Raw genomic sequence first — 17,993 nt, forward strand, 5'->3', positions numbered from 1 at the left:
CGGACGCGCAGGGGCGCTGACCGGCCGCGGAGAGTTGTCCCCGGACCAGGGACCAGGCGTCACTCGATTGCCCAACGTTCCGAGCATGCCTGAGCCCGGGCCGGCGACGCCGACCGATGTGCCCGGGGCGCCCGTGCCGCAGGGGTTCGACAGCCGACGAAGCACCGAGATCAAGAGCGAGCGCGAGGAGCGTCAGCGGACCTTCCGGAACCCGGACGGTACACATACGACCCGGTTCTACACAGAGCCCGTCAACTACCGGAACAAAGACGGTGACTGGATCGCCGTCGACACCACGCTGGCACGCCAGGACGATTCCGGTCCGCGCACGATGAGTGCGAGTGAGCCGGGGTGGGAGACCAACTCCACCGAGAAGGCGATCTCGTTCGCCGGGTCCGCCGACGCGGATGCCGTCCTGCGGATGCAACTCGGCGATGGACTCTCGATCGGTTATGGAGTCGACGAGGCAAGCCCCTCGCCGGGCCTGGCCGACGGCAGCAAGGTCACCTATCAGGACGTGCGTCCGTACTCGGACATCGAGTTCCTCGCGGGCAGTGACTCGGTGAAGGAGACGCTGATCCTGAAGGACGAGGAAGCGCCCACCGAGTGGCGCTTCCCACTGGATCTCCAGGGACTCACTGTTCGTCTTGACGGCCACGGAGGACTGCTCTTCGTCGACGAGGAGGGCGCCCAGCGGGCGTGGACCCCCGCCGGATGGATGGAGGACTCCGCCTTCGCCGAGAACGCCAACGAAGGCGCGATCTCCTCCGGAGTGACGTACAGCCTCACCGAAGAGGCCGGTCGTCAGGTTCTCGTAGTGAAGCTCGACAAGGAATGGCTCAGCGATCCGGACCGTGTCTTCCCCGTGCGGGTCGACCCCTCCGTCAAGTCCATCGATGCCACCTCCGGTACCTACGTCCAGTACCCGTACAACCAGAACTTCGCCTCGGACACCGTCCTGAAGGTCGGCACGTACGACGGTGGTGACCACAAGGCCGCGGCCTTCATCCGGTTCACCGGTGTCGAGAGCACGCTCAAGAACGCCTGGGTGCTCGGTGCCAACCTGGCCCTCTACAACACCTGGTCCCTGTCGTGCACCGCGCGCCCCGTGACCGTGCACCCCATCACGTCCAACTGGTCGGAGTCCACGACCACCAAGTACCCGGGACCGTCCACCGGTTCGTCGCTGGCGTCGAAGAGCTTCGCGCACGGCTGGCGGCCCTCGGGCACGACGACGTGGTCGTGCGGACCGGCCTGGGAGAGCATCAAACTCGGTTCGGCCGGCCGCAAGCTGGTGGACGACTGGACCCACGGCCGGAAGAAGAACTACGGCCTCGCGGTGAAGGCCTCCACCTCCGATTCCAAGGGCTGGAAGCAGTTCGGGTCCGACGACTACCCGGGCGGCAAGCCCAGCCTGGACGTGACCTGGACGAAGTACGGCGCCACGTACAAGCTCGGTGACTTCACCGCGCCGGTGACCGCCACGACCGAGGGCGTCCAGAAGGTGACGGTCACCAACCAGGGCCAGGCGACCTGGCCGAAGGGCGGCAATTACAAGCTGCGGTACAACCTGTTCGACTCCGCCGGCAAGGAGATCACCGACTCGGCGAAGATCCGCTGGACCGCGATGCCCCAGGACATCTCGCCGGGCGAGAGCGTGACGCTGGACGCGAAGATCGCCCCGTTGACACCGGCCACGTACACCGTGCAGTGGACCATGGATGATGTCGGCGTCAGCCGCTTCACCTCAGCAGGGGTACCCGGCCCGGCCATCAGACTGTCCTCGGTCAACATCCCGCCGCAACTGACGGCGGCGTCGCCCGGCAGCGGTGCCACGGTCGACTCGCTGACCCCCACCTTGTGGGCCAAGGGCGCGGACGCCGACCGCTATCCGAAGGCGGAACTGCAGTACTCCTTCGAGGTGTGCGAGGTCGAGGGCAGCAATCTGCGCAGGAACTGCAGAACAGGATCCCGCACCAGTGAGCAGCAGTGGGCGGTGCCCTCCGGCTGGCTCTCCTGAAGCAAGACCTACGCCTGGTACGCGTATGCCTACGACGGCGCCGCGACCTCCGTCCGGCCCGGCCCGGCGCTGCTGACCACGCAGGTGCCCCAGCCCACGGTCACCAGCCACCTCGGCGGCGCCGACGACGGCAAGGAGATCGGCACGCGTGCGGGCAACTACGTCACCGCCGCGACCGACGCGGCACTCACCACGGTCGGTCCCGAACTGGCGGTCACCCGTACCTACAACTCCCTCGATCCGCGCCGCGACAACGCCTTCGGCAGTGGCTGGTCCACTCGCTGGGACATGCGACTGCGCGAGGAGCCGGCCATGGCCACGGTCCTCGTGACCCTGTCCGACGGCTCGCAGGTGCGGTTCGGCAAGAACGCCGACGGTACCTACACCGGTCCTCCGAGAGGCTCGCTCACCCTGGCCCGTCAGTCGACCGACTGGGTACTGCGGGAACGGTCCGGCGCCACCTACCACTTCCTTTCCAGCGGTGTGCTCACCCGGATCGCGGACGTCGCGGGACGCGGACAGACCGTCACGCACGAGACGGCCACCGGCGGCCCGGTGAAGAAGGTGACCGACGACCTGTCGGGTCGCTCTCTCTCCTTCGCCTGGTCGGGCGGACGCGTCGAGTCGGTGACCACGAACGCGATCGATGCGAGCACGCCCGGCCTGAAGTGGACGTACCACTACGACGGCGACCTGCTGACGAAGGTGTGCCCGCCGTCGTCGACGACCAAGTGCACGGTGTACGAGTACGGCACCGGTTCGGTCTACCGCAGCGGTGTGCTCGACGCCGCTCCCACGTCGTACTGGAGGCTCGGCGAGAGCGAGGGCTCCGTGGCCGCCAGCGAGGCCGTCTCGCGCACAGGCCTGAACGACGCCGTCCACCGTGACACGCAACTGGGCACGGGGTCGGCGATCGCGGGCACGGCCGACACCTCAACCGGCTTCGATGGCGTCGACTCGGTGGTCGAACTGCCGGCCGACACGCTGAAGAACGCGGCCTTCCCGACCATCGAGCTGTGGTTCAGGACGAGTACGCCGTCCGGTGTCCTGGTCGGTTTCCAGGACACCGAGCTGGGCGAGAAGCCGACCTCGTGGCGGCCCGTGCTGAACATCGACGGTGAAGGCAAGCTGCGCGGCGAGTTCTATCTCACCGGAAGCCCGGGAGCCACGCCCATCGTGTCGACGCGGACCGTGACCGACGGCCAGTGGCACCATGCGGTGCTCACGGCCGGCGCGAACACCCAGACTCTCTATCTGGACGGAGCGAAGGTCGGCTCGCTGGCAGGCGCACTCACCGAGCAGTCCCGCGACTACGCCTACCTCGGGGCCGGGTACGGCAGTTCCGGCTGGATGGGCCTGGCGAGCGGCGAGTACCGCTTCACGGGTCAGATGGACGAAGTGGCCTTCTACGATCACACTCTGGACGCCGCCACGGTCGCCGACCACTACGCGGAGCGATCCGCGATCGGGCAGATGACGAAGGTCCTTCTGCCGTCCGGCCGGGTGCACGCGACCGCCGGATATGACCAGGTCAGTGGCCGACTCACCCAGCACACCGACGAGAACGGCGGCACCTGGAAGGTATCGGCGCCCGCCTACTCGTCCTCCTCGTCCTCCTACGCGGAATCGATCCAGCGAAGTGGACCCATCGGCTACTGGCGTCTGGGCGAGCGCGGCGGCGCGGCGGCCACCAGCCCTCTCGGTGACGAACTGGCCGGCAGCTACCTGGACGGCGTACGCCTGGGCAGCGCGGGCATCTTCGCCGACGGCGACGACACCGCGGCAAGCTTCACCGGCGACGGCGCGGTCGAAGTACCTTCCGAAACCATCGGTACGACGACGGCGATGTCCCTGGAACTGTGGTTCAAGACCTCCGGCCCGGGTGTCCTGGTCACCAACCAGGACACCGAGTTCGGAGACACCCCGACCGGCTGGCGGCCCATGCTGCTCATCGACGACGACGGGAAACTGCGCGGCCGGTTCTGGGGCACGGGACAGAGCCTGCTGTCCAAGCAGGCCGTCACGGACAACAAGTGGCACCACGTGCTGCTCACCGGCAACGAGGGCATGCAGGCGCTGTTCGTGGACGGCAGCCATCAGGGCAGCCTGGCGACGGGAGTCGTCGGGGGCCGGTACCCCCACGTACTCATCGGTGGCGGCTACTCCTCGGTCAGCTGGGACGGCAAGGACGAGGGCTACCGCAACTTCACGGGACAGATTGACGAAGTCGCTTTCTATGACAAGGCGTTGGTGACGTTCACCAAGAAGGCGGGTTCCACCACGTGGTCCTACACCCCGCCCGCCCCCGGCCAGACCGACACACCCAGCCAGCACATCCAGGCCCGCCGGAGTCTCATCGCGGGCAGGGGAGACCAGTACGGCGGCGTCACGGTCGCGGACGCCCCCGCCGCGTACTGGCGGCTCGGCGAAGACGACGGCACCGCACTGCCCAGCGAGGTCGGCGGCCCCGGCATGTACGCCATCTTCCACCCCGACACGACCGACGCGTCCAAGCTCGACCAGTCCGGGATATTCGGTGCGGGAGACGACCGGGCGGTGACCCTCGGCAAGGGCGGAACCGTCGAGATACCTGGCTCGATCCTCGCCGGAACCACCGATCTGTCCGCCGAGATGTGGTTCCGCACCACAAAACCGTCGGCGGTACTGCTGGGCTTCCAGAACGCCCCCGTCGGACAGACCCCGACCTCATGGCGGCCGGCCCTCAACATCGACGGCTCCGGCAAGCTGCGCGGCGAGTTCTACCTCTCCGGCGTCTCAGGAGCGACGCCCATCGTCTCCTCCCAGACGGTCACCGACGGCGACTGGCACCACGTCGTGCTCTCCGGTTCCGGCACCACCCAGACCCTCTACCTGGACGGCGTCAAGGTGGGCTCGCTCGACGGCACCATCACCGACCAGTCGCGCCCCTATGTGTACGTCGGCGGCGGCTACGGCAGCTCGGGCTGGATGGGCCTGGCCGGGGGCACCTACTACCTGGACGGACAGGTGGACGAGGTCGCCCTGTACCGCAGCGCGCTGACCGCCGACCAGGTCTCCGCGCACTACCGGGCCCAGTCCGAGGCAGCGGCGTCGGGCCTGACCACCACCGTCACGGTCACGGACCCCGAGCAGCACACCAGCACCATCAGTTACGACTCCCTGCGCGGACAGCGCACGGTGTCGAGCAAGGACGCCACGGGCGCGGTCACGGCGTACGCCTACGACACCGCCGGCAACCTGCACACGGTCACCGACGCCAACGGACACGCCACGGTCACCGGCCACGACGCGCGCGGCAACGTCGTGTCGACCACGACCTGCCGGGACGCCGACTCGTGCTGGACGAGCTTCTCGTCGTACCACCACAACGCGAGCGACCCGCTCGACCCGCGCAACGACAAGCCGCTGGCCTACCGCGATCCGCGTTCGACCGACCACAAGGACAACCGCTACCGCACCGAGTACACCTACAACTCCCTGGGGCTTCCCACCACCACGAAACGCCCGGACGACACCAGCGCCTCCACCGCCTACACCACCGGCAGCGAAGCCGCGGTGGGCGGCGGCACGGCCCCGGCCGGTCTGGTGCTCGAGCAGACCACCCCGGGCGGCGCACAGACGTCCTACCGGTACCACGCCAACGGTGACCTGGCCGAGGTGACCTCCCCGTCCGGGCTCGTCACGGCGTACACGTACGACGGGCTGGGGCGGAAGACCTCCGAGCGGCAGGTCTCCGACGCGCACCCGACCGGTGTCACCACGTCGTACGGCTACGACGCGGCCTCACGCGTCGTCACCGAGACCGGCGCGGGCGTGAAGAACGAGATCACCGGAACCACCCACACCGCGAAGATCAGCCGCACCTACGACGAGGACGGCAACCTGCTGTCCGAGACGGTTGAGGACACCACGGGAGGAGACCCCGCCCGTACCACGGCCTACCACTACAACCCGCACGGCTTGAACGACAGCGTCACCGACGCCGAGCAGAACACCACTCTGTTCGAGCACGACGCCTTCGGCCGTGTCACCGGCACCACCGACCCGGCGGGTACGCACATGACGTACACCTACACCGCCCGTGGTCAGCACGCCACCACAGTCCTGGACGACTGGACCGGTGATCCCTCGGGCACCGTACGGGACCTGACCGTGGTCTCCAACGCCTACGACCCGGCCGGCCGCCTGGCTTCGGCCACGGACGCGATGGGCGCCACCACCGCCTACACCTACTTCGACGACGGTCTGCCCGCCACCACCATTGCCAAGCAGGTCACACAGTCCGACGCCGGCCGACACGACATCATCCTGGAAGCCAACACCTACGACCCGGCCGGCAACCTCACCAAGCAGGTCACCGGCGGCGGCACTACCACAGAGACGTTCACCGTGGACGCCCTGGGCCGCACCAAGGCCAGCATCCTCGACCCGGGCGGCCTGAACCGCACCAGCACGTACGCCTACGACGGGGACGACCGGATCACGGAACAGACGCAGTCGATCACCGGTGACAAGAAGCTCACGACGACAGCGGAGTACGACCCCGCCGGCAACGTGACGAAGGAAACGGTCACCGACGGCACGAGCACCCACACGACCACGCACACCTATGACGACCGCGGCCTGCCGCTGACCTCCGTGAGCCCGCGCGGCAACACCGCCGACGCGGATCCCGCGGCACACACCACCACCTACCGGTACGACGAACTGGGCCGCCTGGTGGCGGAATCCGCCCCGGAGGTGAAGGCCGAGGAGAACGGCCAGGCCCCCGTCATGGTGAGACCCACCGTCCTGACCGGGTACAACACCTTCGGAGAGGCCACCGAGGTCAAGGACGCCCACGGCCGGATCACCCGTACCGAAGTCGACCTCCTCGGCCGCACGACCGCCGTGACCCTGCCCGACTACAGCCCGCCCGGCGTCGCGGCACCCCTGACCGCCACCACCCGTACCACCTACAACCCGCTCGGCCTGCCGCAGTCCGTCACCGATCCACTGGGCCGCGTCACCCGCTACGGCTACGACCAGCTCGGTCAACTCACCAGCCGAACGGACCCCGTCGCCGACGCGGCTGCCGCCCTGGCGGCCATGGAGAGCGGCGATCCGGACCTGCTCGTCTCCCCGAGCGTGGACGGCGGCGCGCCCTGGAGGACCCGGCGCGTCGGGGCGGTCGCTCGTCTCCCCGAGCGTGGACGGCGGCGGCGTGACCCGTCACACCTGGACCCCCACCGGACTCCAACTGTCGGTCACCGACCCCACCGGCGCCCGCACCGAGGCCACCTACGACGAACTCGGCCGACAGCTCACCGCGACCACCGTCGAACGTTTTCCCGATCCACAGAACCTCACCAGCCGCTACACCTGGGACGACGCGGGCAACCAGACCACGTCGACCAGCCCCGCCGACCGCGTCACGTCCGCCACCTACAACCCGGCGGGCGAGGTCCTGTCGGTGACCGACGCGGCGGGCACCACCCGGTTCGCCTACGACGGACTCGGCCGCCGGACCTCCACCACCGACGCGACCAACCGCACCACCAGGACCGCGTACGACACCCTCGGCAACACGACCGCCGTCACCGACTACGGCACCGGCAGCACGGCACTGCGCACCGTGGAGGCCGAGTTCGACGCGGACGGCAACCGCACCGCCGTGATCTCCGCCGAGACCAAGGCCCGCACGACCTACACCTACGACGCGCTCGGCCGTACGACCAAGCAGGTCGAACCGGTCTCCGACAGCGAGTCGATCACCACCACCTTCGGCTACGACGCGGCGGGCAACCGCACCCGGCTGACGGACGGACGGGGGAACACCACCGTCTACACCTTCAACAGCTGGGGCCTGCCCGAATCCACGATCGAGCCGGCCACCACCGCGCACCCGAACGCCGTGGACCGCACCTGGACGACCGTCTACGACAAGGCCGGCCAGGCCGTCACCGAACTGCTGCCCGGAGGAGTCAAGCGCGAGCGCACTTATGATGGCCTGGGCCGCCTCACCCACGAGACCGGCACCGGTGCCGAAGCGGCCACCACCGACCGCACCCTGGGCTACGACCTCGCGGGCCGCCTCACCTCCGTCGGTTCTTCCGAGCCGCTCAACCCGAACACCTACACCTACAACGACCGCGGACAGCTCCTGACCGCGGACGGCCCCGGCGGCGCTGTGAGCTACACCTACGACGCCGACGGCAACATGACCGAGCGGTCGGACGCCAAGAACGTGACCAGCTACGGCTATGACTCGGCAGGCCGGCTGGAGTGGCTCTGGAACCGGATGACCGGCGCGGACATCTGGTACGAGTGGGACGCCGTCGGCCGACCGGTCATGGAGCAGTACGCGATCCAGCCGGAGGGGTCCACCGAGTGGGTGGAATCGGCCCGGCGGAGCTACGGCTACGACAGTCTGGGGCGTCTCACCGACGACATCATCACCACCCCCGACGAGTCGACCGGCGTCGCGACCACCACCTACGCCTACGACCTGGACGACCGGCTGACCTGGAAGGGAACCGCCGGCACGGCCGGAGCCGGCGAGCACGTCTACGGTTACGACGAGGCTGGACGCCTGTCGTACTGGACCGGCGGGGACCGGACCACCCACTACGAGTGGGACGCGGCCGGCAACCGGGTCAAGGCCGGATCGGCCACGGCGACGTACGACGAACGCAACCGCCTGCTCGACGACGGTACTTCGACGTACCGCCACACCCCGCGCGGCACGCTCAGCGAGGTCGGGACGGGAACCGACTCCCGATCGCTCGCCTTCGACGCCTTCGAGCGCAAGGTGACGGACGGGGCGTCGACGTACACCTACGACTCACTCGACCGTGTCGCCGGGAACGGCTCCGCCGCGTTCCGCTACGACGGCGGCTCCAACAACCTCCTCGGTGACGGCACCACGGACTACAGCCGCACACCGGGCGGCTCCCTGCTCGCCAGCACTGACGGCACCACCGCCCAGTGGTCCGTCACCGACCAGCACACCGACCTCGTCGCGGGCCTGTCCGTCGACGGCACCGAGGTCACCGGCTCCACCACCTACGACCCCTTCGGCACGAAGACCGCCACCGAGGGCGACATGCCCGCCGTCGGCTACCAGTCCGCCTGGACCGACCCGGACAGCGGCGACGTCAACATGGCGGCCCGCTGGTACCAGCCGGGCACGGGCGGCTTCGCCTCCCGCGACACCTGGCAGCTCGATGCCAGCCCGTCAGCTCAGGCCAACCGGTACGGCTACGCGAACGCGGATCCGCTGAACGGCACGGACCCGACAGGGCATGCGTGCATCTGCGGTGGCGGCACCTTCACTTTCCGAGTGGGGGGCGGCAAATTCGGGGGCGTGGGAAATGGTCGCGGTTATGGCGTTGCCCCGAAGAACGGGACTGTGCGCACGAGCAAGCCAAGGCAGACCCGCACGTCCGGCAACACAAGTCGTAGTCACACCAGCAGCCGAGCCCAGGCCCGGAAGAACGCCATCGAGCTGTACCGCTGGGAGATGCGGTTCAATCCCACCAAACCCACCACATCCCCGAGTCGCCCGACCACGCCCCGGGGATGCACCTACGGCTGCTCGTCGACTTCCAGGGCGCACCCCAGGAGCCCCGTCCGCAGTAGCGGGATCCAGCGCACCAGCACGACCAAGCCCCCCAAGCCGCCCACACCCCAGAACCCCAACCGCGGCAGCAGCCCGAGACCAGCTCCTGCACGGCCGGCCCCGAAGCCGCGGGTCGACGTCGCCCGAGTACAAGAATGGTCCCTTGACCGAGCTGTGGCCATTGACCAAAGAGCAGTCATCCACGCGGTCCTCGACATCACTGAGTATTACGTTCCTCTTGAGTCGCTGATGCCCAACGCGCTTCTCGGTGGCGGACCAGCCAGTAGGACGGACGCCCAGCGCGGGTCTGACTGCCGACGTGACGGTGAGGGGTGGGTCGACTCCGGTGACTTGGACACCGCGTACGGCAACCGGGCGACGGGCGTAGACGCGTGCCTCGACAGCGCCTATCTTGCGACGCATGAAGGCACGAAGACGGAACCGAGCAAGGTGGCACCGCCCGGATATCTCTGGGGCAAGGCATATGCTGGATACTTGGGTCTTGATTCTTCGAAGTCCATCAACATCTGCCACTTGCTGGGCAAGGATCTCAGCGGTTCCGGTACGGATCTCAAGAACCTGGCGACCTGCTCGCGACAGGCGAATACCAATGTCACAGGTGTCGGACGGATCGACGAGCACATGTATCACTACGAGGAACAAGTAAAGGACGCTATATACGGGGGGCAGGTTGTGCGTTATACGGTAACTCCGCGTTATGTGGGCTCCAGAACTGTTCCGGTCTCCTTCGAAATGACGGCCCGTGGTATCAGGCCCGACGGTTCTCCAGGAGTGTCTTTCAACCAGGTTGTTCCGAACTCCATCTACAGCCCCAGGCAGGGCCAGTGGAAGAACCTTGGTACGGTCACCGATAGCCGCACCGGTATTCCGGTACCGACAGGGCCAATGAAGTGACAAGACTCGACAAAGATGAAGTGGCAGCACCATGTGGATTGATGCCCTCGGCGGCTTGATGTCTCCCCATCAAGGGGCCGGCGACGCCGTCGACTGGAAGGCCGTGGAAGGCAGCTGGGGCACCAGCTTCCCTCAGGACTACAAGGCGTTCTTCGGCGTTTACGGTGAAGGCGGAGTGGAGGACTACCTGTCCTTCTTCCTACCCGAACCACGTGCGGCGAGCGGTGAGCCCACCTACCAGGGGATGGAGGCGGAGACACGGAACGCCGAATCCCTCTGGACTACAGGGGCCGAGCACGAGGTACCACCGCGTCTTATTGCCTGGGGGGTGGATGGCAGTGCTGACATCCTCTGCTGGCGTGTCACAAACGGCGACGCCGACAGCTGGCCGGTGCTGGTCTGGAACCAGGATGACGCGAGGTGGTCGGAGTTTCCGTGCGGAATGATCGAATTCCTGGTTCGCATCTTCCGCGCGGAATTCGACGAGTGCCCACTTGGTGCGGTCACCCTGTGGGGAAGCTCGGCACCCACATTCCTGCACGCGCGTGAGCAGGCGCGTCTACGTGCTGTGGGACTCGACCCGTGGACCGGTGAAGTCGACCCCTACACCGGAATGTTTGGGTGACAGGGTGAAACGGCACTGTATGGAACGCGTTTGGGGCATGCTGGGCGAGCCGCCGATGCGCTACCGCAATGTGGTGGCCTGGAGTCGGTTGGAGCGCGACCTCGGGGTAGCCCTCCCGGCGAAGTAAAAGGAGATCGTCGACGGCTATGCGCCCGTGGAGATCAACGGGCACCTGTATCTGATGCACCCGGCGACGGGGCGATGGAACCTCGCGGAGAAGATCCGCAGCACGTCGGAGGCTTGGTCTCAGGTCGAATGGGACGAGGACGAACCCGAAGGGGACCCCCGTGAGTCTCTTGGAGTGTCCGAGATGCGCTTCGGTGATGCGGACGGATTGATTCCGATCGCCTCCACCAATCAAGGAGAGACGATCTTCTATGCGCCCAAGGGCGGGCAGGGGGCGGGAACCCTGTTCGTCGAGAATGGGGAAGGTGAGTTCTTCGAGTACTCCATGGGGTTCGCCGAGTGGCTGTGGCGCTGGCTCAACGGCGAAGAGGTCACGGGGCCGGGCGGTTCCGCCTGTTACCCCGGCCCCGTGGCGCTCCGGAACCTGCCCATGACTCCGGACGAGAGGCCGGAGACGCGGTACGGACCCGCGCCTGGCGTGTGATGACGGGCTATAGGGTGGCGCCGTTCAGGGGCGCTCTACGCCGTTGCCGCGCTGGTGTCCTTCGACGGTACGGACAGGAAGGCCGTCCACGCCTTCGGGGTGACCGTGAGATGGGGGGCGCCCGGGGTCTTGGAGTCGCGGATGTGGATGGCGGTGGGGTGAGGGGCGACTTCGAGGCAGTTGCCGCCCTCGCTGCCGCTGTGGCTTGACTTGCGCCAAGCGTAGGCTACTTCGAGGCAGGCGCCGCCTTCGCTGCCGCTATAGCTGGACTTGAACCACTCAAGTGCGGTGCCAGTCATTGTTCTCCCAGGAGAAGATCCAAGATGGCCCTTGAGTCCTCGGTGTTCAGGGCCTGCGTCCGCAGCATCGCATACTTCTGGGTCAGGATCCCTACCTCTCCGGGATCGGCGATCAGCTGACTGCCACGCTGGGTCTCCATGTATGCGAGCCGTTGATGCTCGGGGGTTTCCAGCAGGATGAACGGGCCGTCAAGACCGGCGTGCGAAGTGCGGCCGAGTGGCAGGACCTGGAGCGCGACTCCGGGGACGCCGGACCACTCGAGTAGCTTTCGCAGCTGTTCGGCGTGCACGGCCTTGCCGCCCAACCGATCACGCAATGCGGCTTCCCAGATGACGAAACTCGTGGTTGGCGGCATCTTGCGGTGAAGGATCTCTTGACGCTCGATGCGCGCTGTCACCAACTGCTCGATGTGGTCTTCGTCGTACACCGGTACGCGGCTCTGGAAGACCGCTCGGGCGTATTCCTCGGTCTGGAGTAGGCCAGGTACTGCTGAGGCCTCGTACCACGAGATCGCGATCGCCTCCCGCTCCCGGTCCAGGTACTCCTCCGCCCACAGCGGAATCAGATCCACCTCCGGCATCCTGCTCAGGGCGACCGACAACGCGCCCTTGGTGCAGAGGAGTTCGTCGAGCTGCTCGGCGAGGTCCGGCTTCAACGGGCGTCTGCCCTGTTCGATCGACGCGATCTGCTGCTCGCTGATGACGAACCGCTCGCCCAGTGACCTCTGTGTGTGGCCGGCGGCCTGGCGGTACAGGGCGAGCAGCGCGCCCACCATCTTCATCGCCGAGGCGTTCCGCCGTGTCGTGGTGCTCATGAGGTCGAACTCCCCACCCGTGCGCGTACGTTCACCGTCGCGTACGCGTACGGTCGAGCCGTACGGGTGCGCGGACTGTTCCATGGTGGGTACGGAGCGTCACTCTCGTCCCGTGAATCAGGAAACTTCACCCCCGACCCCGGCCCCCTCCCCACGTGAGCGTTTCTTCGGTCGTGAGCGTCGTTCCGTGCCCGGTGCACGGGCGTTCGCGCGCCGGGCGCTGGAGGACTGGGGTGTGCGCGGGCGCACGGACGATGTGCTGCTGTGCGTCAGTGAATTGGCGACCAACGCGCTGCTGCACGGCGTGCCGCCCGGCCGTGGATTCCTCCTGCGTCTCCTGCCGTACGCCGACGGCGTACGCGTCGAGGTACACGACAGCGGGGGCGGTGTGCCCGCCGTACCGCAGGGTGAGCCCGACGAGGGCGGGCGCGGGCTGCTGCTCGTGGCCGGGCTGGCGGACAGGTGGGGCGTGGGGGAGCGGGAGCCCGGGAAGGTCGTGTGGTGCGAGTTCGCTACGGGGTCCGCAGCGCCGACGCCACCGACGCGATCGTCTCCGGTCCCACCCGGCAGCACCCTCCGATCAGCCGGGCCCCCGACGCACGCCAGCCCGTCACCTGCCCGGCGCTGAACGTCGACCGGCCGGTCCACGCCCGCGCCCCGGCGTCCCAGGCCTCACCGCTGTTGGGGTAGACCACGACCGGTTTGCCGGTGACCCGGGCCGCGAGGGTCACCGCGCGGTCCGCGTCCTGTGGCGTGCAGCAGTTCACGCCGACCGCGATCACCTCGTCCGCCCGCGCCGCCAGGGCGAAGGCCTCCTCCAGCGGCTGGCCGGCGCGGGTGCGGTCGCCGGACACCGAGTACGACAGCCAGGCCGGCACTCCGAGACCGCGCAGCGCGCGCAGCAGGGCCCGGGCCTCGTCCGTGTCGGGGATCGTCTCCAGGGCGAGGACGTCCGGGGCGGCCCCCGCCAGGACCTCCATGCGCGGGCGGTGGAAGCGCTCCAGTTCCGCCACGCCCAGCCCGTACCGGCCCCGGTACTCCGAGCCGTCCGCGAGCATCGCGCCGTACGGGCCGACCGACGCCGCCACCCACAGGGGGCGGGACGCCCGGGCCCGCCGGGCCGCCTCACGGGCGCACCCCACGCTCAGGGCCAGCAGCCGGCCCGCCTCCTCCCGCCCGATCCCGCGCCGCGCGAAGCCCTCGAACGTGGCCTGGTAGCTCGCCGTGATCGCCACGTCCGCCCCCGCCTCGAAGTACGCGAGGTGGGCCGCCGTCACCGCTTCCGGGGCCTCGGCCAGCAGCCGGGCCGACCACAGCTCGTCGCTCAGGTCGTGTCCGGCCGCCGCGAGCTGGTTGGACATGCCGCCGTCGAGGACGACCGTGCCGTGCGCGAGTGCCCCGGCGAGGGCGGGAGGGGTGCTCATACCGACGACGCTAGCCGAGGTGGTTCCGTGTGCCGAGGTCCGTGGGCCGGGAGGGCGTGCTGATCCGCGCGGTGATATCCGTCGCGAGCGGCGTCGTCGGGCGTGTACTGTTCCGCGCATGACGAAGAGAATCGAGTTTTCCTCCGGCCGGTGAGCGTGGTCCACGAGCGCGGTGCGCTCGACCGCCCGGTTTCCTTGTTCGAGCATGCGCGGCGACTGTCCCGGCTGTACCCGGACGGGCCGCTCCCGGACGGCGGCCGTCCCTGGCCCGGTGGAGGAGACCGTCCAGGTGGTCCCTCTCCAGGACGCGGGCTCGCCCTCGCCACCGTGCTGCGGGAGTTCGTCGGTGATCCGGCCCTGTCACCCGCGGACCTTCACGACCGGTGCACTCGTCTGGCGGCCGACACCAGGTACGTGACCGGAGTCCCGCGCGAGTTCGCGCCCGAAGCTTCGCAACGGCTCCTCGATGCGGCCCGGTGGCTCATCAGGAACGGCTGGGACCGGCGCGCGGTCCTCGTCGGACTGGGGCTGCTCTGCGGCCATGCCGAACCGCACGACGTCCCGGCCGTCAGGACGGTCGGGCTGTTGTGCTTCGCCGACCAGCTCGCTGTGGAGACGCTCGCGAAGGTACCCGGCGCGGCGCACGACCTCATCCGGCTCGCCGAGCGATCACGAGGCCATCCGCGGACTCTCGCCGTCCGGGCGCTGACCGCGCACGCGGATCCGGTCGTGCGCCGGTGGGTGCGGTCGACACCCGGGGACCTGCTGTCCAGCGACCACGCGCGGCGGATCGCCGAGGAGCACGGTCTGGCGGAGCTGCTCGGCCGTCCGACGGCGGACGACGCCCTCTGGGACCAAGTCGGCAACCTCCTGCTCGCGATGACCAGTACGCGTAACTACCGGTCCGAGATCAGCCGGTATCAGGAAGCCGCGGTCGTCTATCGACGGTGGGTCGCTCTCGCCGACCGACGGCCTGCGACGTTGCAGCGGGCCGCCGTGCTGACCATGGTCGCCCAGGACCTGTGCACAGGGCCGGCCGCCCCGGTGGTGGGCGGACTCCGCCGAGGTCTCGTCGAGCGGATCAACCACGTGCTGTCCTCCCGGCCGTGGGTCGAGACGCTGCGCCGCGGTACGCGTTCCGACGATCCGGTCGAGGCCCGGCGCGCCGCTTGGGTCCTCGGCGAGGCGCCCCGGAACGACATACCGGAAGGAAAGTTCGCGATCCGGGTCGTGGTACCCGATCCGAACCCGGCCGGCTTCCCCCGAGTGGAGGCCAGGATCGTGATCGACGGTGTGCCGGTCGTCGCGGCCGCGTTCGACAAGGGTCCCGCCGAAAGCCCCGAGCGGCTGGTCCACAGCGGGCGGCTCAGGGCCACGGGCGAACCGAGGGAAGTCATGCTCGCCGAGGCGTACTGCACCGAAGGGTGCTGCGGCGGGCTCCACGTCACGATCGTGCGTGACGGGGCGGAGGTGGTCTGGAAGGACTGGCGCTCCTCGATGCCGGGCGATCCGCCACAGGAGGTCCGGTTCGACGCGGCGGAGTACGACCGGGAGGTCGCCCGAGCCGAGCAGGACCACGGTTGGGAGTGGCCGGCCCGGACGGTGGCCCGGCTGGTGGCCGACCGGCTCCACGCGGATCCGGCCATCCTGGGCCGGTGGGACTGCGCGCCTGGATGGTGCACGTCCTGGCTGAAGGAGTTCGACACCGTGCGCCTGACCTTCACCCACCCGGCTCGCAGGGGCTCCTTCGAGGCTCCCTCCGTACAGTTCGGTCTGGTGGTCGACGTACGCGGCCGGGCCCCGGAGGCCCTCGCGGCCGAGATCGTCGAGTCGATGAGGGACACGGACCCGAAGTCCGTCGCGGAGATGATCGGCGGAAGCAAGGACGGGGCGGAGAGGCTGGGACTCACCTACAGGGAGCCGAGCCGCTGGTAGGACCCGTCCGTGCGGACGGCTCCGGATGTCGGCCACACTTCCGGCGATCACCGGCGCGGGTGCACCGCCATGGGGGCTCATGCCTTTCTGCGGGCGGTCACGGGGCTCATGCCTTTCTGCGGGTGATCGCATGGGTGAGGGCGACCGCGGCCGCCGGCAAGCCCGCGGCGGCGGTCAGCAGGACGCTCACGGGCGCCAGGGCGGCCGACGGGTCCGGCGCGTCCTGCAGGCGGGTGAGCAGGATGTTGACCGGGGAGACGCCCCTGCCCAGCAGGAGGGCCAGCAGGAGCGCCAGGGCGAGGGCGAGCGCGTAGCCCTGGCGCCGGAACACCAGCCGCGAGCAGACCAGCCCGACGGCCATGCCGCTGAAAGCGCAGACGAGCTGGGCCACGGTCCCCAGGACCAGGTCCGCGAGGCCGGGGGTGCGGGCCCCGAACACCAACGGCAGCACCAGGCCGGTGGCCGTGAGCGGCAGGCACCACACGGCCGCCGCTGCGACCGTCGCGAGCAGGACGCGCAGATGACCGCCGGCGCCGACGGCGACGACCGAGCGGTGCGCCGGGTCCTCGAGACCGGCCAGTGCCACGGTCAGCCAGAGCGAGCACGGCAGCATGGCCCCGGCCACCGAGGCGTAGGTCGCGGTGAGCGGCCCGGTGTCGCCGCTGGTCAGCACGGCCACCAGGCCGAGGAACAGCAGCAGCGGAGCGAGGTAGCGCTGGGAGAGCAGCAGGACCGTGGAAAGGTAGCGGATCAGGGCGATCACGGAGCGGACCTCCGCCCGCCCGCCCGGGAACCGGGTCCGTCCGCGGTCCCGGTCAGGCCGGCCACCGACCACCGGTGCCGCAACGCCGTCAGCAGTACGGCGTCCGAGTGCTCCCGCGCCACCCGCAGGACGACCTCTCCGCCTCGCCGGGAGGTGTCCAGCACACCCGGCAGCGCGGGCCAGTCCACCTCGTCCGGCACGACGCCGGCGGCCGGTGCGGTCAGGGCCAGCTCGACCGTCGGGGCGCGGCTTCCGGCACGCCGGCCGCCGCGCCGGGTGACCAGGCCGTCGTGGACGACGTAGGTGCCGTCGGCGCGCGCTCCGGTGAGCGCCTCGCGGTGGTCGGTGAAGACCACCGCGCCGCCCTGCGCGGCCACCTCGTCGACGAGCTCGGCGAGGACACCGTGGGCCGAGGCGTCCAGACCCGACCAGGGTTCGTCGAGGACCAGCAGGTCGGGCCGGACGAGCAGGGCCTGGGCGAGCGCCACCTTCTGCGCGTTGCCCTTCGACAGCGTGCGCAGCGGCGCGTTCCGCCCGCCCGCCAGGGCCAGCCGCTCCAGCAGGTGATCGCCCCGGGCGCGGGCGGCGGAGGCCGGCATGCCGCGGATGCGCCCCATGTGGGTGAGGTAGGAGAGCGCCGGGATGCGGTCGTGGGCGGTGAAGCGGTCCGGTACGTAACCGATGCGCGGCGGTCGCCCCGACACGCTGCCGGTGGTGGGCCGCGACAGTCCGGCGAGGATCCTCAGCAGGGTCGACTTCCCCGAACCGTTGCCGCCCACCACCGCGAGGACGTCACCGGCCGTGACTTCCATGTCCACGTCGCGGAGGATCCACCGTCCTCCGCCGTACCGTTTGCCGACCGCCTCGCACCGTAACAACCCGACTCCTCGACGTGCCCGCACACCGGCCCTCCCGGCCCGGCGGGCGAGTGGAGCGGTTCGGCCGGCAGGCGGGTGAAGCCCCTGGCGGAGACGGTGCTCAGCCGAG

At 69.2% G+C, this 17,993-nt stretch carries 11 protein-coding genes and 1 pseudogene; 7 read left to right on the forward strand and 5 right to left on the reverse strand.

Annotated features, from left to right (window positions below):
• Positions 1-85 precede the first annotated feature (85 nt).
• The 5 genes from ACZ8ZB_RS27550 (at position 86) to ACZ8ZB_RS27570 (ending at position 11,770) form a co-directional block, all read left to right on the forward strand.
• Complete coding sequence (locus tag ACZ8ZB_RS27550; RefSeq protein ID WP_470740320.1) at positions 86-2,020, forward strand: DNRLRE domain-containing protein; 1,935 nt, start codon at positions 86-88, stop codon at positions 2,018-2,020.
• An 84-nt stretch (positions 2,021-2,104) separates the two neighbouring features.
• Positions 2,105-8,005 carry a LamG-like jellyroll fold domain-containing protein gene (locus ACZ8ZB_RS27555; RefSeq protein ID WP_470740321.1) on the forward strand — a complete coding sequence of 1,967 codons (5,901 nt, stop codon included), beginning with the start codon at positions 2,105-2,107 and terminating at the stop codon, positions 8,003-8,005.
• The gene (locus ACZ8ZB_RS27560) at positions 7,914-10,535 is read left to right on the forward strand and encodes an RHS repeat-associated core domain-containing protein (RefSeq protein WP_470741591.1); all 2,622 of its coding nucleotides are present in this window, start codon (positions 7,914-7,916) and stop codon (positions 10,533-10,535) included. Before ACZ8ZB_RS27555 ends, ACZ8ZB_RS27560 begins: the two co-directional genes overlap by 92 nt.
• Before the next feature lie 31 nt (positions 10,536-10,566).
• Entirely contained in the window at positions 10,567-11,160 is a 594-nt protein-coding gene (locus ACZ8ZB_RS27565) for an SMI1/KNR4 family protein (RefSeq protein ID WP_470740322.1), read from the forward strand.
• A 154-nt stretch (positions 11,161-11,314) separates the two neighbouring features.
• Positions 11,315-11,770: an SMI1/KNR4 family protein gene (locus ACZ8ZB_RS27570; RefSeq protein WP_470740323.1), complete on the forward strand. Its 456-nt coding sequence runs from the start codon at positions 11,315-11,317 to the stop codon at positions 11,768-11,770.
• Between the two features lie 35 nt (positions 11,771-11,805).
• On the opposite strand, the gene ACZ8ZB_RS27575 is transcribed toward ACZ8ZB_RS27570, so the two are convergent.
• Positions 11,806-12,069 carry a DUF397 domain-containing protein gene (locus tag ACZ8ZB_RS27575; protein ID WP_470740324.1) on the reverse strand — a complete coding sequence of 88 codons (264 nt, stop codon included), beginning with the start codon at positions 12,067-12,069 and terminating at the stop codon, positions 11,806-11,808.
• Entirely contained in the window at positions 12,066-12,884 is an 819-nt protein-coding gene (locus ACZ8ZB_RS27580; protein WP_470740325.1) for a helix-turn-helix domain-containing protein, read from the reverse strand. The genes ACZ8ZB_RS27575 and ACZ8ZB_RS27580 overlap by 4 nt, the downstream gene beginning before the upstream one ends.
• A gap of 82 nt (positions 12,885-12,966) precedes the next feature.
• Between ACZ8ZB_RS27580 and ACZ8ZB_RS27585 the strand changes: the two are divergent.
• A pseudogene (locus tag ACZ8ZB_RS27585) lies at positions 12,967-13,395 on the forward strand (ATP-binding protein); the annotation flags it as partial.
• Position 13,396: 1 nt separating this feature from the next.
• On the opposite strand, the gene mmuM reads toward ACZ8ZB_RS27585, so the two are convergent.
• Positions 13,397-14,308 (reverse strand): homocysteine S-methyltransferase, encoded by a 912-nt coding sequence (mmuM, locus tag ACZ8ZB_RS27590; protein ID WP_470740326.1) that lies wholly within the window; start codon positions 14,306-14,308, stop codon positions 13,397-13,399.
• A gap of 150 nt (positions 14,309-14,458) precedes the next feature.
• On the opposite strand from mmuM, the gene ACZ8ZB_RS27595 reads away from it, so the two are divergent.
• Positions 14,459-16,243 (forward strand): hypothetical protein, encoded by a 1,785-nt coding sequence (locus ACZ8ZB_RS27595; RefSeq protein WP_470740327.1) that lies wholly within the window; start codon positions 14,459-14,461, stop codon positions 16,241-16,243.
• Between the two features lie 106 nt (positions 16,244-16,349).
• Here the strand turns inward: ACZ8ZB_RS27595 and ACZ8ZB_RS27600 are convergent, their stop codons facing one another.
• A complete protein-coding gene (locus ACZ8ZB_RS27600; RefSeq protein ID WP_470740328.1) occupies positions 16,350-17,006 on the reverse strand; it encodes a hypothetical protein in 657 nt (218 codons plus the stop codon).
• A complete protein-coding gene (locus ACZ8ZB_RS27605) occupies positions 17,003-17,824 on the reverse strand; it encodes an ATP-binding cassette domain-containing protein (RefSeq protein ID WP_470740329.1) in 822 nt (273 codons plus the stop codon). The genes ACZ8ZB_RS27600 and ACZ8ZB_RS27605 overlap by 4 nt, the downstream gene beginning before the upstream one ends.
• Positions 17,825-17,993 lie beyond the last annotated feature (169 nt).

The sequence above is a fragment of the Streptomyces sp. 12E genome (assembly GCF_055633275.1).